The organism is Arthrobacter sp. 35/47 (assembly GCF_000520475.1).
In the GTDB taxonomy this organism is placed as follows: domain Bacteria; phylum Actinomycetota; class Actinomycetes; order Actinomycetales; family Micrococcaceae; genus Arthrobacter_D; species Arthrobacter_D subterraneus.
This window is the reverse complement of the sequence record NZ_KI914616.1, coordinates 11,604-27,732: the sequence shown is the minus strand read 5'-3', so window position 1 is coordinate 27,732 and position 16,129 is coordinate 11,604. Positions and strand designations below refer to the sequence as shown.

Annotated in this window: 11 protein-coding genes; 6 read left to right on the top strand and 5 right to left on the bottom strand. The window is 63.7% G+C overall.

Annotation, left to right across the window (positions count from 1 at the left end; genetic code table 11):
* Window positions 1–194 (top strand): hypothetical protein (locus X803_RS20030; protein WP_035779105.1); only part of this gene is annotated, 194 nt, incomplete at its 5' end.
* A gap of 144 nt (window positions 195–338) precedes the next feature.
* A complete protein-coding gene (locus tag X803_RS21140) occupies window positions 339–2,096 on the top strand; it encodes a S8 family serine peptidase (protein WP_162149234.1) in 1,758 nt (585 codons plus the stop codon).
* 144 nt (window positions 2,097–2,240) lie between these two features.
* Here the strand turns inward: X803_RS21140 and X803_RS0113425 are convergent, their stop codons facing one another.
* The 3 genes from X803_RS0113425 to X803_RS21960 form a co-directional block, all read right to left on the bottom strand.
* Window positions 2,241–2,492, bottom strand: a complete 252-nt coding sequence (locus X803_RS0113425; protein ID WP_026545530.1) for an AbrB/MazE/SpoVT family DNA-binding domain-containing protein — start codon at window positions 2,490–2,492, stop codon at window positions 2,241–2,243.
* Window positions 2,493–2,560: 68 nt separating this feature from the next.
* Window positions 2,561–4,186, bottom strand: a complete 1,626-nt coding sequence (locus X803_RS0113420; protein ID WP_026545529.1) for a ribonuclease J — start codon at window positions 4,184–4,186, stop codon at window positions 2,561–2,563.
* Window positions 4,187–4,467: 281 nt separating this feature from the next.
* The gene (locus tag X803_RS21960; RefSeq protein ID WP_156930077.1) at window positions 4,468–4,692 is read right to left on the bottom strand and encodes a hypothetical protein; all 225 of its coding nucleotides are present in this window, start codon (window positions 4,690–4,692) and stop codon (window positions 4,468–4,470) included.
* Window positions 4,693–5,041: 349 nt separating this feature from the next.
* Here X803_RS21960 and X803_RS0113410 point away from each other — a divergent pair, with 349 nt between their 5' ends.
* From X803_RS0113410 to X803_RS21595, 3 genes are all read left to right on the top strand, one after another.
* On the top strand, window positions 5,042–6,598 hold the full coding sequence (locus X803_RS0113410; RefSeq protein WP_026545528.1) for an alanine/glycine:cation symporter family protein: 1,557 nt from the start codon (window positions 5,042–5,044) through the stop codon (window positions 6,596–6,598).
* Window positions 6,599–7,019: 421 nt separating this feature from the next.
* A complete protein-coding gene (locus tag X803_RS0113405) occupies window positions 7,020–8,480 on the top strand; it encodes an APC family permease (protein ID WP_026545527.1) in 1,461 nt (486 codons plus the stop codon).
* A 246-nt stretch (window positions 8,481–8,726) separates the two neighbouring features.
* On the top strand, window positions 8,727–9,305 hold the full coding sequence (locus X803_RS21595; RefSeq protein WP_026545526.1) for an HNH endonuclease: 579 nt from the start codon (window positions 8,727–8,729) through the stop codon (window positions 9,303–9,305).
* A gap of 16 nt (window positions 9,306–9,321) precedes the next feature.
* Here X803_RS21595 and X803_RS0113395 read toward each other — a convergent pair whose 3' ends face one another.
* The gene (locus X803_RS0113395; protein WP_026545525.1) at window positions 9,322–10,623 is read right to left on the bottom strand and encodes a glycosyltransferase; all 1,302 of its coding nucleotides are present in this window, start codon (window positions 10,621–10,623) and stop codon (window positions 9,322–9,324) included.
* A gap of 238 nt (window positions 10,624–10,861) precedes the next feature.
* On the opposite strand from X803_RS0113395, the gene X803_RS0113390 reads away from it, so the two are divergent.
* Window positions 10,862–12,127: a hypothetical protein gene (locus X803_RS0113390; protein WP_026545524.1), complete on the top strand. Its 1,266-nt coding sequence runs from the start codon at window positions 10,862–10,864 to the stop codon at window positions 12,125–12,127.
* Window positions 12,128–13,101: 974 nt separating this feature from the next.
* Here the strand turns inward: X803_RS0113390 and X803_RS0113385 are convergent.
* Complete coding sequence (locus X803_RS0113385; protein WP_026545523.1) at window positions 13,102–15,870, bottom strand: NACHT domain-containing protein; 2,769 nt, start codon at window positions 15,868–15,870, stop codon at window positions 13,102–13,104.
* Between the last annotated feature and the right edge of the window lie 259 nt (window positions 15,871–16,129).

Sequence of the window (16,129 nt, the reverse complement as noted above, 5' to 3'; positions counted from 1 at the left end):
CGGCAGCCGCAATCGCGCCCAGTGCTGTCCTCGCGTTCATGGCACACGACGACGCCGGCTCCCCCTACAGCGACCCCGCGTCCTTGCGGGCAGGCGGCTCGGGCCAGACGTACACCGGTGTTGCGGAGCCGGCCCCGGAATCCGACTACTCCGCGTCCTTCGACGGCGGCCTCGCAGACGGCGGAGACGGATAGCATCCTGATCAGAACCGGCCATTCTAGTTGCCCGGGCGAATAATACTTCCCACGCCTGCGCTGCGGTAGCCCTTGAACCGAAACCCGATGAATTACGGCATCAACTCTTACCAGGACTGCACCTTCCCGGTTAATTTCACACTCATGCAACTAACAAAGAAGTTAACTCTCAGCCTTGCCCTCGCCGGGCTCCTCGGTACAACCATTGCTCCGGCGAGCGCCTCGATCATCCCCGAGCCTGAAAGCGCCACGCTATCCGCCACGGTGCAGGAGTTCCTCTCCTCCGCCGGCGATTCGATGGAAGTCATCGTCACGTTCGAGGACCGGTCAGGCCTCGAAGCCCTTGCCGCAATGGACCCGGACGTACAGACCACCCGGACGCTGGACATGGGCCTGGCCACCCTGTCGCCGGCGCAGATCCGCGAGGTCGCGTCCTGGGATTCCACCCGCAGCGTCTGGGACAACGCCGTGGACGAGCTCTACCTCGAGGACAGCATCGGCATGATCAACGCCGACGAGGTCTGGGCCGGAGAAGGACTCCGCAGCGCCTATGACGGAACCGGCGTCACCGTCGCGGTCACCGACACCGGCGTCGACGCCACCCACCCTGACCTGCCGCACGGCGACAAGGTCATCCGCAACTTCGCGGTGGTCGGCGACCCGCTGAGCGACACCAACGTCGCGTTCGTGGACAACCCCACCACCAACGACGACCACGGCCACGGGACCCACGTCTCCGGCACCATCGGCGGCACCGGCGCCGCCAGCGACGGGAAGTTCACCGGCGTCGCACCCGGATCGGACATCATCAGCTTCAAGCTCGGCTCTGCCAACGTGCTGTCCTGGTGGGCCATCCAGTCCTACGACTGGATCCTCACCGAGGGCGACGAGCACAACGTCCGCGTGGTTTCCAACAGCTGGGGCGGCGGCGGAGGCGCCGACTACGATCCCGAGGATCCCGTGAACATCGCCACCAAGGAGGCGTACGACGCCGGTGTGGTCACCGTTTTCGCAGCCGGCAACTCGGGCAGCCCCAACACGATGGGACGCAATTCCGTTTCACCGTACGTCGTAGCCGTGGGCGCCGCGAACAAGGACTTCACGCTGGCCAGCTTCTCCTCGACCGGACGCCCGGACGGCAACCAGAACCGCACCGCAGGCGAGGGCCTCTACCGCCCGACCATCACCGCTCCCGGCGTCGACATCGGAGCCGCCCGCGCGTCCACCGGGGCGCAGATGTCCTCGGGCGCCGTCGTCGAGAATCCGTTCTACACGCGGGCCAGCGGCACCAGCATGGCCACCCCGCACGTCTCCGGCGTCGTCGCCCTGATGCTGGAAGCCAACCCCGCGCTGACTGCGGCCAACGTCATCAGCATCCTCGAGTGCTCCGCGGCAGAGATGCCCGGGTACGCGTCCTTCGAAGTTGGTGCCGGCATGCTGGACGCGCAGGCCGCCGTGGCCATGGCGGAGAAGGGCAAGACCACGTGCAGGTCTTCACTGTCGGTCAACGGTCTTGAGCCGGTCGGCGCGCAGCAGCCGATCAGCGGGACGGTGCTGCCCGGCGGTTACGCGGTGGACACCGGCGTCACCGAGGTCGACGACGCCTTCTGGAGTTACCACGAGATCGAGGTCACCGAGGGAATCGACGCCATCCACACACAGATCGCCTGGGACAACCCCGCCGAGAACATCTACCTCCACCTGTACGATCCGCAGGGCAACGAGGTCGGCGCGTCCGCCGGGCTCCTCGCCGCACCGATCACCGAGCGGGAGGTCCTGGTGACGTATCCGGAGCCGGGCACCTGGACGGTCGGCGTTGTCGGCCGGGTCAATACCGTCACCCCGTATACGGGGTCCATCCAGTTGTTCACGGAGGCGTCCGCGCACCCGGGTAAGAAGTAACCACCACTCATCCAACAAACAGAACGACGGCGGCACGCTAAGGAAGCGGGCCGCCGTCGTTCTGTTTTGGATAGTTGCCACTCGCCCAGTGAGGACAATCGAGCCATCAGTAAGTTGGTGGCCTCAATAGACTGGCGAACTGGTTCACGGGATAACGTTCTTCGCTGCCTCTGCACCGATGGCGCTGTCCATATCGTTCAGGGATCGCGGCTTCGCACCAGCCTGATGAAACACGCCTTCAAGCGACTTGAGCGGTGCGCCGACCGGTTCCATCACGCACCGGCCGTCGGACGTGAACACGAAATTCACCTTGGTGCCCGGCTCAATGGCAAGCCGAAGACGAACCTCGAGGGGCAGGGTGAGGCGACCCCTACTGGACACCCGTGCGATTGCCATGGCTCGAACTTACTGCCGATTCCGTCATCAGGGAACCGGCAGTAAGACCGAAGGAAAGCGAGAGAACCTCAGGCGTCGACGATGATGACCGTCACCACAGGCTTGCGGCGCAGCGAGCGGTCGGACCAGCGGACCAGTGCCTCAGCGATGGCGTGCTCCGCGTCGGGGCCGGTCTTCTGGCCCTTGAGCTGGGACAGGGTCTTCTCGACAATGTCGGTGGCCTTGTCCAGCTCGCCGTCCTTCGGAGCCCAGCCCACGGGGAAGAACTCCGGGTCCTCCTCCAGCTTGCCGTTGTCCGGGTTGACGATGGCCAGCACGGTGAGCGCGCCGTCCTCGGCCAGCCTGATGCGGTCCTGCAACGACTCCTCGGTGGCGGCGCCGGCCACCATGTTCTCCACGTACACGTAGTCCGCGGTGACCTTGCCGGTGACGCGGGCTACGCCGTCCTTGAGGTCGATTGTGGTGCCGTCCTCCACCACCAGGGTGTTCTTCGGTTCCACGCCGGTCCGGATGGCCAGTTCGGCGTTCGCCTTCAGGTGGCGGTGCTCGCCGTGGACCGGCATCACGTTGCGGGGACGCACGAGGTTGTAGCAGTAGACCAGCTCGCCGGCGCTGGCATGCCCGGAGACGTGGACCTTGGCGTTGCCCTTGTGCACCACGTTGGCGCCGAGCTTGGTGAGGTCGTTGATGAGCCGGTAGATGGAGGTCTCGTTGCCCGGGATGAGCGAGCTGGCCAGCAGCACGGTGTCGCCCTGGGTCAGGTCGATCATGTGGTCCTGGCTCGCCATGCGTGCCAGCGCGGCCATCGGTTCACCCTGTGACCCGGTGCAGATGATGACGGCCTTCTTCGGGTCCATCTTGTCGAGTTCCTTGAAGTCCACCAGCAGGCCGCGCGGCACCGTCAGGTAGCCGAGCTCGCGGGCGGTCTTCATGTTCCGGACCATGGAGCGGCCCACAAAGGCGACCTTCCGCCCGTACAGGTGCGCCGCGTCGATGACCTGCTGGATGCGGTGGATGTGACTCGCGAAGCTGGACACGATGATCCGGCGCGGGGCAGTGCGCATCACCTCGTCGATGGCCGGCGCGAGGTCCTGCTCGGAGATCTGGAAGCCGGGAACGTCGGCGTTGGTGGAGTCGGGCAGGAACAGGTCCACGCCCTCCTCGCCGAGGCGGGCGAAGCCGGCTAGGTCGGTGATGCGGCCGTCCAGTGGGAACTGGTCCATTTTGAAGTCGCCGGTGGCGAGGACCAGCCCGGCGGGGGTGCGGATGGCCATGGCGAGGCCGTCCGGGATGGAGTGGTTCACCGCGAGGAATTCGAGGTCGAACGGGCCGAACTTCTTCCGGTCTCCCTCCTTGACCTGCACGGTCTTGGCGGTGATGCGGTGTTCCTGCAGTTTGGTCTTGATGAAGGCCAGCGTCAGGCGTGCGGAGATGATGGGGATGTCGGCCCGCTCGCGGAGCAGGTACGGCACGGCGCCGATGTGGTCCTCGTGTCCGTGGGTGAGTACCAGGCCGACGATGTCGTCGAGCCGGTCCCGCAGGTAGGAAAAGTCGGGGAGGATGAGGTCCACGCCCGGGTGGTGTTCCTCGGGGAAGAGGACGCCGCAGTCCATGATGAGCAGCTTGCCGCCGAACTCGAACACGGTCATGTTGCGGCCGATTTCCTCAAGACCGCCCAGCGCGACGATGCGCATGGCACCCTTGTCCAGCCTGGGCGGTGTCCGGTCAGTGCGCGATGAGGAGTGGTGGCGTGAAGTCCTGGTCATGGGATCCGATCTCTTGTGACGGGCGGCTAACCCGGAGCTCAAATACCGGCGGTAAGGTGCTTCGTGGCGGAACGCCCTGCTGGGCCGCGGACCCGTGCTGTATCAGCGATCGGGGACGGCAATACTTTGTACCGACTTTATCACCGCGTGGTACACAGCCGACGACGGCGGCAGTCCCCTTGCGCGGAGCCCTCCCAGGCAGGCGCTGATTACCCGCGATCAGTGCTGCGGGTGTTCTTGCCGCTCACCGTGGAATGCAGTTTCTGATCGCCGCCGGTGCGAGCTGCCCCTCGTTCGGGCTTGGTGGCGAGCGTCCCGCCGCCCTTATAAGAGGCGATAAGTTCGATTCGACGCGGGACCGGCTTCCCATCCCGAAGGAGGATATCCCGTTGGGCTTTGGCTGCCGCGACGTTGACTTTTCTAACCTTGCCCATCTGAGGCTCCCTCAAGCTCTTCGACATCGATGTCTGAGTTCAGCACGTCGAAAACGTTGAAAATCATCGCGCGGTCGTCCTGGTTGATCCATTCTACGGCTGCCAGTGAATTGAGCAGCGGCCGCGAGCCGCGTTGTGGGGCATCGGTCCTTGCTCGGCATGTTCGCTAAAAGGCGCTTGCTGTGGATAACGCCGAGCTGCGCGCTCCCGCCCAACCTCCCATTTGGATCAAAACGATCGTTTGTGAGAAGCTTCACAGGTTTTGGTGTGGTGCCGGCCACTTCGTTCACCCACGACGGCGGCACACACCGCACTTACCTACGCTCTTTCCTGGAGGGATCCCACACTTATGAGCGATGTTTTATCCGCCATCAACGGCGTTATCTGGAGCGACTGGCTCGTCTATCTTTGCCTCGCCACCGGCGTCTACTTCTCCATCCGTTCCCGCTTCCTGCAGGTGCGGCACATCAAGGGAATGGTCCATCAGATCCTTCGGGGTGAGAAGTCCGCGTCCGGCGTCTCCTCGTTCCAGGCCCTGGCCATGTCCCTGTCCGGCCGCGTCGGCACCGGCAATGTCGCCGGTGTCGCCACCGCCGTTGCGTTCGGCGGGCCGGGCGCACTGTTATGGATGTGGACGGTGGCCTTCCTGGGTGCGTCGACGTCCTTCATCGAGTCGACCCTGGGCCAGATCTACAAGACCCGGGACCCGCTGACCGGTGAGTACCGCGGCGGTCCGGCGTACTACTTCTCCCGCGCGTTCGCCCACACCAGGGGTGCCGGGTTCTTCAAGGTCTACGGCTACGTTTTCGCCGCCGTGACTGTCCTGGCAGCCGGCGTGCTGATGCCGGGCGTGCAGGCCAACTCGATGGCCACCGCCATCGGAGGCGCCTGGCCCGTTCCGCCGCTGGTTGTCGCGGTCGGTTCCGTCATCCTCCTGGCGCTTGTCATTGTCGGTGGCGTAAAGCGCATTGCCAGCGTCGCCGCCTTCGTGGTGCCGTTCATGGCCGTTGCCTACATCCTGCTCGCCATGATCGTGGTGTTCGTCAACGCCGCCCAGCTGCCGGAAATCCTCTCGCTGGTGTTCCGCAGTGCGTTCGGCATGGATTCGGCTCTCGGCGCCGTCATTGGCCTGGCCGTGATGTGGGGCGTCAAGCGCGGCGTCTACTCGAACGAGGCCGGCCAGGGAACGGGTCCTCATGCCGCAGCGGCAGCCGAGGTGTCCCACCCGGCCAAGCAGGGCCTGGTCCAGGCTTTCGCGGTGTACATTGACACGCTGTTTGTCTGCACGGCCACGGGCTTCCTGATCCTCTCGACCGGCGCCTACCGCGTCTTCTCCGGAGGCACCGAGGATGGCGAGGTCCTCGTGGAGGGCGGCCTGCTCTCGGCCACGGCCACCGCAGGGCCCGAGTTTGTGCAGACCGGGTTCGACTCCGTCTTCCCCGGGTTCGGCGCCGCGTTCATCGCGATCACGCTGATCTTCTTCTGCCTCACCACCGTCATCGCCTACTACTACATGGCGGAAACCAACCTGCGCTTCCTGGTGGGCAACTCCTCGCACCGGATCATCCCCGGCATCCGGGCCAGCGTGGGCCGCGTGACCACCCTGGCGCTGCAGGTGGCGATCCTCATCGCCGTCGCGTACGGCTCGGTAAACACCGCGGCCGATGCCTGGGCAATGGGCGACATCGGCGTAGGCCTCATGGCCTGGCTGAACATCATCGGTATCCTGATCCTGCAGAAGCCCGCCCTGGCTGCGCTCAGGGACTTCGAGCGGCAGCAGAAGCTCGGCCTCGATCCGGTCTTCGACCCCGCGCCGCTCGGTATTGTCGGTGCGACGTTCTGGGAATCCTACAAGCCCGCCGGCGGCGAAAAGGACAACCGCGAAAAGGAAACCGTGCGCAGCTAGCACTCCTTCCGCAAGCCACGCACAAGAACGACGACGGCGCCCGCTCCGGTGGGCGTCGTCGTCGTTCTTTGGTGGTACTTCCGCGACGCTATCTCACGCCGCTCGGGACCCGAAGCGGCCCACGGGACTACTGAGCCAACGCAAGCCGCAGCGACTGTCGCGAGGTAATTATCGGACATGAAACGACAGAGGCCAGTCGACAATCAGCAAACAGTCGGAGGCAGCGGAGCGCAAGCACGGGCGCGCGACCAATTCGTTGGGCATTCGCTTAACCTTTCAGGCACCTGGAGGGCGTACGCACAATGCGTCCCAAGCGGCCTACGTCTAAGTTGGACCACGGCGTGGCGCACTTCACACCTATGCAGCGCCCGACTCTCCCCCACATCAACTGCCGACAGCAGCGGCAACTTAGCGAGGATTTATGCGACTTTCTCAAACGGCGCCAGAGCCGGACACTTCTCTTTTAAAGGTCCTCGGAAACTGGGATGCTCTCGCCCTTGGATTCGGGGCCATGATCGGTTTCGGCTGGGTTGTTCTGACCGGCGGGTGGATAGCGTCGGCCGGCACCATGGGTGCGGTCCTGGCCATGGTTACCGGCGGCGTCATCATGGGCGTGGTGGGGTTGACCTATGCGGAGCTGACTGCGGCGATGCCCAAGGCAGGCGGTGAGCACAACTTCCTGCTGCGCGGGATGGGGCCGCGGTGGTCCTTCATTGGATCCTGGGCCATCACCGGTGGATACATCACGATCGTCGCCTTCGAAGCCGTGGCGCTCCCTCGAACGGCGCAATACCTCTTTCCCAATCTCAGCCAGATTCCGCTCTGGGAGGTGGCCGGCTATCAGGTACACCTGACGTGGGCACTCGTCGGTGCGCTCGCCGCGGTGGTCATCACGGGAATCAACATCCTCGGGGTCAAGCTCGCCGGGACGGCCCAAACTTTCGTGGTGATTTTCCTTCTGGTCATCGGTCTCATGCTCGTCTTCGGCTCGTTCACCGGGGGCTCGGCCAGCAACATGGAACCCTTCTTCACGGGCGGTATGAACGGGTACTTCGCGGTCCTGGTGGTGGTTCCGTTCCTGTTCGTTGGGTTTGACGTCATCCCCCAGTCCGCGGAAGAGGTCAACATTCCGGCCAGGCAGATCGGCAAGCTCGTCGTCGTCGCCGTCATCCTCGCAACGATCTGGTATGTCATGACCGTCCTGACTACCTCCTCGGCAATGCCCGCCGGCGACATAGCCCAGGCTGACATAGCAACTGCCGATGCCATGGGCGCACTGTTCGGCAGCGACGTGATGGCGAAGATCCTGATCGCCGGTGGAATTGCCGGCATCCTCACGTCGTGGAATTCGCTGCTCCTGGGCGCATCGCGGCTGATGTACTCGATGGCGCGCTCCGGCATGTTGCCGGCCTGGTTCGGCAGGGTGCACGCCAAGTACCGCACTCCCGTCAACGCTCTCCTGTTCATCGGAGCGCTGTCCTTCCTGGCGCCGTTCTTCGGTGTGTCAATGCTGGTCTGGCTTGTGGATTCGGGCGCACCGAGCATCGTCATCGCGTACATCCTGGTATCCATCGTGTTTGTGATCCTGCGCCGCCGGGAACCCCACATGGACCGTCCGCTCCGCGTGGGCGGAAAGGGCAACGGAGGCACGATCATCGGTGTCGCAGCCGCTGTCCTGTGCATCGCGCTGCTCAGCCTGTACCTTCCCGGCATGCCGGCAGCACTTACTCCGCCTCCGTGGATTCTCTTTGGCCTCTGGTGGGTCCTTGGAGCGGTCCTCCTCTTCCGTATTCCGTCCGGTATTGCTCCCGGCCAGGATGCTGAACACCGTTTGCTCGAACGACTCAAGCAACGGAGCCCCGACGCAGCCAGAAGCATCTGATCGCGCATGCCCGCCAGGTAGTCTCCTGCAGGCACAGATGACGACGACGGCGGTCACCCGCCGTCGTCGTCGTCGTTTCTTAAGTCCGGAAGAGGCCGCTGTAGGCGTTGAGAGCCGGCTGACCGCCCAGGTGCGCGTAGGCGGCGCGCAGCGAGGCTGGGCTACGGAATCACGGTACGGTCCCGGCTGCGTGCTCTAATTATTGCTGTCGACTCGGGGGAAATTACGAATGCATGGTGTTGAGCAATGAGCGAGCTCGGTCGGATCTACTGGTCGAGGAAGCTGCTGAAGCTGAGTTACTCAGTCGTGGTTCTGTGGCTGGCGTGGTCCATTATCAGTCTCCTCATGAGCGGCTCGTTTGTTTCGACACCGTCCTCCGGCTCTGCGGGAGTCTCTGCGGCATCGGACATTCTGTTTTCGCTCGGTCAGCAAGTGGTCGCGGCAGCTGTGACTCCTGGCCTGATCCTTCTGGCGCTTGGAATTACTGCCGGCTTCATCACGGCACGCGATGCCCGACGACGCGATCCTCTTCGCCGCTTCACGAAACAACAGCGGCGCGAAGGTATGGCTCGAGCGGGCGGGCAATGTGAGCTCGGCGTGGGCGCACGCCGGTGTTCACGAGCGGCCGAGCATGGCGACCACTTCTATCCATGGTCCAAAGGTGGAGCGACAAGCCTCCAGAATTTCGTGGCGGCGTGCAGCCGGTGCAACCGGGCGAAGTCCGCGCGGATCCCCTCCCCCATCCCGCAGAAGAGCATTGAACGACGACGGCTGGCCACCGGCGCTGACGCTTCGGCCATGCTCGTTGGTGAACGCCGGGGCTAAGTCCGGAACGTAGGGGTTACTTTGTGCGACGGGCTTCCTTCTCTACCAGGTCCGCCAACGCTTCGACACCCCGCGATTCCTTAATCGCCCTGCCGATACGCTGCGCATGCTGCCGGTAGGACGGATCGGCGAGGACCTTGCGCACTGCCTTCGCGACGTCGTCAGGCTTGGCACGATTGGTGCGCAGGTTGATCCCCGTCCCCGACCAGGCGACGCGGGCACAAACTTCCGTCTTTTCCTCCGACTGTCCGGCAACCACGAGCGGCACGCCGTGGCGTAGCGCGAACTGCACTCCCCCGTAGCCGCCGTTCGTGACCAGGACACTGGTTTTGGGCAGGAGCTCGTCGTACGGGAGGTAGGAGGAGACGCGGACATTCCCGGGCAACGGTCCGGTGAGGGTGTCCTCGGGGCGGCCGCCGGTGCTGACGACGACGAGGACGTCGTCGTTCGCGAGGCCGTCGATGGTGGGGCGGATGAGGTCGTTGTAGTCGCGGTTGGCGATGGTGCCCTGGGTGACGTGGATGACGGGGCGGCCGGCGTCGAGGTCTGCCCACCACTCGGGCAGGGACACGTCGGTGTTGTCCCGGCTTCCACCCTGAGAGACCGGACCGACGAAATGGACCGTGTCGGGCAGGTCGGAGCGCGGGTACTCGAATTCGGCCACGCTGAACTGGACGAGGAGGTCTGCGCGGCGGGGCCAGTCCATGAAGAAGCCGGGGAAGGGTTGACCGGTCACGTCTCGGGCGACGTCGTTTGCGTACTTCTGTACCGGCCCGAAGATTACCTTCTCAGTCGCCCCCTTCAGGGCGCTGTTCCGCATCCGTCCGATGGGTCCTCCCATGGGCGGGATGCCGAGCCCGAACGGGGCAGTGTCCCTGCTGGCCAGGCTGAGCGGCACGATCCCGCAGGTCACGACGGCGGGACGACCTTCGCGTGGTGTGTTCAGCAGGAGCGCTACACCCATGAAGAGCGGCTCGGAGAGTACCGCGTCGGTGGGTGTCTCGGCGATGGCGGCTTTGAGGGCCTCGTACTGTGGTTTGCCGGGACGCATGAAGATATGGGTGAGGTCGTACCGGATGCCTTTCGGGCCCTTGAGGCCTACGCGGCCGGGGAACTCTTGGTCGGGGTTGGAGTCGTCGAAGTCCGCGTCGGGCGGCAGCGGGAGGAAGGTGGCTCCGGTGGCGGTGACGCGGTCGGCGTAGCGCTGGCCGGTGAGGAAACGAACGGCGTGACCGCGGTTCACGAGCCCGGACGCGACCGCGAGCATCGGGACGACGTGCCCGATGATAGGGCAGGAACAGACGAGTACCGATGCCATGGCGGGCTCCTGTGCGGTGGTTGTGTTGCACCATTCTTCGCGCGAACGCTTGGAAAATTCTGGTTCATTGCAGTAGCGGCTCGCCCCAGTCTTCGACGAAGACTTATGGGACAGGGAGATCATCGAAAGTAGAAGCAATCCATGCACACAGCCGATGGCGATGTCAGTCGTTACGGTCGCGGGTGACACCTTCGGTTGGTAGCGACGGATTGTGCCCTGTTGCTGCTTAGATTGGTTTATGGTTGAGCAACCCCAGGATCTCGGGATTTTCGTGTCAGGTGATGAAGTGGCCGTGATAGGCACCACGGACCTTGTACAGACGTTTATAGATGAGCTGAGTGTTAAACCGGATCTCGCAAGGAACGCCAAGAAAGCGACTCTTGACGCTCTCGCGGCGGTAAGCGGGCTCTCCGCCGTAGGATCCTCGATCGGGGGCAAGACCTTCACTCTCACTGCTGAATCAGCCGATCTTTTCGACAAGTATCGACAGTTCGCCCCTGAAGGACCGATGGCGGGAGTAATCCGTGGCGCGCAAGGGCGAATCGTCGCTCATGCGAAATTCGAGCCCGCGGCGATGAATCCAATGGCTATGTCGAACGTCGCGACTCTCAGTGCGGCCGCCGCACTGAAAGCCGCACTGGCTGACCTCGAACAGCTCGTCGAAGCAATGGACATCAAGCTCGACCGTCTCCTCTCCGATAACAGAGCGAAAGCGCTCGGTGACGTTCAAGGCATCACACAGGTACTGGAGAAGGCCTATTCGCTGTACGAAGAAACCGGTCGCATCAGCGAAACCACCTGGGCACAGGTCTCCGGTCACGCAACAGCGCTCGCCCAAGCAAGTTCACACGCCCTGAACCAGTTGGACGTCATCGCCGACTCCCTAAAGACAGGTAGTGCTGGTGAGCGATCCGACGCAGCGAAGCACGCCTCCGACTCCGAACTCCGCTCCTGGCTGGTGCTTCTTGCCGCATGCCAGGCGAATCAAACGCGCCTGGACACGTTGGAGATTGTTCACGCGGCTCGCAGCGCGCCAGAAGATCTGGAGCACCACAGGGCAGCCATTGCACGTGCAGCGGCTCAGCGACATGAACTGGCCGGGCTCAGACTGCAACGTTTGAATGACGCCGTGGCGGACACTGCGAGCATCAATGACTTCTCGCGGGTGGTCAATCCCCTAAGGAGCAGGTCAACGTTGAACGCGGTGGAGAACATTCTGAGAATCGTGCGCCAGTTCGCCACGATCTATGGGCTTGAGAATCTTGTTTATGGGACGGTCGAGCGCGAATCTTGGCGAAAGTCATTGAGCGACCTGACGGGTCAGACACGCCAGGTCCTCGGTTCGGTTGCACAAGCGGTGCCCGCGGTCGGGAAGGCCAAACCTCAGATCAAGAAGCTCGGGGAAATCGATCTTGGCCGTCCCAAATGGCCGAGGAGGACGAAAGCCGATGAATCGAAGGAACTTGAGACTTCAGACGGACCAGAGACGCAACATGCACCGTGATGGGTCGGCCGGTTGAACGAATAGAAGGCTGCTTCGGATAATCGGCTGCGCGCAGACAGTGGTGAAGGGCCACACCCGAGGACAGAGGGTAGGACCATCACGCCAAGCAAGATGTAGCGCAGGCACGGAGACGCGCTTCCCAACGGAACGGCGGCGATGGAACGTGCGCTGAGTGTCCGTGCGAGCGTGCCCGAGGTGGCGGATGTGTGTTGAAGATTGTCCGTGAGAGGATGTTAGGCCGGCCGTCCGAGCCGCGAGTCGCGGCGTTGGGGTGGTCGGCGACATCGCCGGCGGGTCCGCAAGGGACCGACCGCACGGGTCTCGCTAGGTCCAGACGCCTCAAGGGCCAACAGTGTCCGCGTCCACCTGGGGCTTTGATACTCGTTCGCCCCCTCGGCGCGGCCGCCGAACGTTGACGCCGAGGTGTTGTTGTCATCTCGCGAGCCTCAGCGAGGAATGGAAAGTACACCCCGATTGATTGGGTAAGTCCAGTCTATTCGAAGCCCCTTGTGACCGGACGTGACAGCCTCGCAGAAGCACTCTCCGAAGCACGACTTGGGTGCTCTTTTCCCGCTGCATCGGGTCGCCTCAGGCATTACCGCTCCCACGGCCCTTGCGGAGCACCCCCTCACGACTTGGCGTCGCCCCTCCACCCCTTCCATCGGGGGGTGGCGCGGAGAGATCGCCGCAGACTGCTGTGTGTAGGGTTTAGGTTCCGATTAGCGCTCAATGGAAAGTACACTCGAGCGGTTGCGACTAATCTAGTCCGCTCGCCTCGCCGTGAGTTTGCTGGTCCTGCCACTCGGTGAAGACCACTTGGCCGTCATGCCGGGCACGAACCAGCCATTGGTGGCGGAGTAACGGGCTGGGGAATACGCAGTTTGGCGTTAACCATGTCGGGCAGACGTGTCGAAGCCATTATCCATGAGCGTGTCACCTGTGGTCGACGTCCCCGCGACTCGCTGTGTGGGCGATCAACGAAGCTGGGGAAAGGTACCGCTGCCAAGGCCGACGCTCTTTAGATCATCCCAGAGCCAGCGTGCAGCCACGCTGGACGCAGGCCGCACGTTGGACATGTCGTCTGCACCCGTGCTACTCCATCCGACGCCGCCGATCGGTTCGCGGTTTTGTTCAGAGAGCCAGGAACGGATTTTCTCGGCAGTTGCGGAGTGACGTTCCCAGTCATCTATCTGCTCACTCCTGGACTGCGTAACCACCGCCCGCCTCGACGTCGACCAAACCTCCTCACCCCCGGAGGGCTCGATCTCCGGCATCATGGCCATCGGTACCCGCATCACGGTCACTCCCGGGATGTTGCCGAGCCGGGAACCACTGTCGAACGACATCTCCAGGATGACGCCGAACGGGGCAAGCGCTGAACTCGGCATGGACCATCCAAGCCGAGCGAACGAGTGCGTCATCGCCTCGTCGTAGGCCTCGCACGCGCCCCCATACACCTCGGCCTCGAACTGCATGAGGCGTTTAGGCGAGTACAAATCCCAGACCCACCCGCCTGTCGGGTGCAACACATCCCTGTCTGGAAGGCGCGACACTAAATTGACGAGTCCTGTCTCTTCGATCCATGTGACCAGATCTTGGAGCTCCGCACCCGAGTACGTTGTCGAGCCACCAAATGAGAATTGAGCTTCGCGAGTTCGTTCGACCGCGTCGAACGTTTCCACCGCCCGCGTCCTAACCTCGGCCGCCGGAAGATGGCCGTGGAATAGGGATCCGTGGCCGAGAAGGCACCGGGCGAGGTCAAAGCGTCGCTCTTGGGCCCAGACTCCGTCCGGGGCGCCAAGGAACGCATCGTTGGACAGCTTCTTGAGCGTCGCCTTCGCGATCATCTTCCGCACCATGGTCCATGGCCAGGCATCACCTTCCGGTGCGCCGCCGCTGATCCACGGCGCCCAGTCAGGCACCGCGGACGGGAGAAACGGGTGTGCACTAGGCGGGACCTCGGTCACGTAATCGGCCGCCGGACGAGACCTCGAGAACGCTACCTCGATGCGATGACCGGATACCGTGACGCCTAAGCCGACCGGCCCCTGAACCACCGGGAACGGGAGGACGCCCTCACCCAAGGGACCCAGAGCATCAGCCCAGGTGCGCAGTGCCCGAAGGAGGCGGGCACCACTCGTCCTGGCGTCGAGATCCTCGTCGCCCTTGGTGCGCCAGTCTCGGTGCCCGCCAAACGCCTCCTTGAGCACCCATGCAGCCGCTCCTGGATTCCCGGCTACCCACGTCCCAACCAGGTCATCCAACGACTCTGCTCCTGGTGCGCTAAGCGCGGCGACAGCCGCCGCCCACCGCCACCGATTGAAGCTGAGAGAATCTGCTACGACCTCTCCTGCCGGGACATCTCCGGCAAGAATCGCTTGCGCTGCGAACCAGTGCTGGAAAATGGGCAAAGAGAACACAACTGAGCCATTGGGCCCGTCGGCAACCAGCCGACTCGAACGGGCGATCTGGCGATCGCTGAACGACAGGCCATCTCCGCCAGCCCTTGTGAGTGCAACCGAGAGACTCTCGAGGACCGACCGACTCTCCCGTGAGGTTACTGCCGACCGCTCGGTACCCTTCGCGAGAGCGTCTTCGACCAACCCTCGAATCAGGTCCGCTTCTCCGCGGGGAGCCCTGTCCCGGCCAAGCATGACCCCCGCCGCCAGCGCGAAGAACGGCCTTGTTACCGTGGCTCGCATGTCTGCCGTCCAGCGCCATGTATCGCGCGACTCACCGCCAGCCAACTCGACGAGCTCAAGTGCCTCATCCTCGGCTAGGGGCGCCACCGATATCTCCTCCGCCGGAGTCGGGGACAGGATGCCAGGACGAGCCGTCAGCAAGATTCGGACATTGGAGTACGTTCTGGTCAAAGCGCGGGCTGCCTCCAGCAGAGCTTGCGCCGCAGCCGGGTCGGTTTCGTCCAGGCCGTCAACCGCAATGGAGGCGCCCCGCCCGTGGCGCCACGTGGGCCCAAACTGCCGTTCAACCGCACCTTCGAGTGTCTGACCGACCAGGTCGCGGGCGCTCAACCACACCGGGAACGACGCGTCGTCACCTTCGGCGAGATTCTTGATAGCGGCCCGGTGCCAAGTCTCCGCGGTCTCGGATTTGCCAGACCCGAAGTCGCCGAGCAGCACCACAACGCTGCCGACCGGGACATCCGGGATCTCGATCCGCTCGAAGTACGACGCCAAAACAGCCTCATTCACTTCAAACACCTGCAGACGAACCGCCCGGCGAGCCTCAGACCGTTGAAGGAGAACCATCCCGAGGTCATCAGCGCTCAACGCCGCACCGGGCGCAACGAGCTGAAGGAGAAGGCCCCGCACGTTGGCGCTGCGCTGCTGCGCCCAGCTCTCACTCAGGTCGGCTAAGTCACCAGCGCCGAGCGTCGCCGCGATCGCTGGGTAGGTCAATTCCACCAGCCGTAAAGAACGAGACAGGTGGTCATCGGCGGACGCCCAGTCCTCTGAGGCAGCAGACAAGGCTTCGTCGAGCCGTTTCGCCAACGGTCCATGGATCTCCTCTACCGGCGTGGCGAGCTCTTCGGCAGTAATGGTTTTGAGCCACTTCCGGTAAGTCCCCCACCGGCACGAGAAATCGACCCTCTTACGGACCCGCCGCCAGACCATCCACCGGAAGGTCACCCTGCGGGCGAGTGCTCGTCCGGCGGGCACCGCGACGCCTCCAAGGAGGCGCCCCCCGCCAGCAGCAAGGGCAGTGCCCTCCAAGCCAATCATAGAACCTCCTGGACCGTAGAGATCCAATATTCCAGCAGGTGTGAACTGAACCGCACGGCACACCGTTAGTAGTCGATACAGAGCCTCAATATCGCACAGCTTTCTCGCTGGGGTGCGAGGGAACGGCCGCCGCCCGCGGCGTGTATGTCCTGCGCACAGTGGTGTGGCCCCTGGTACAGCTGCGTCATTCTGGGCGATCTGACGCCGCCAAGGCGGCAGCGCACCGCGCCGAAATTCAGCCGTGACGCGTAAGTGCAAT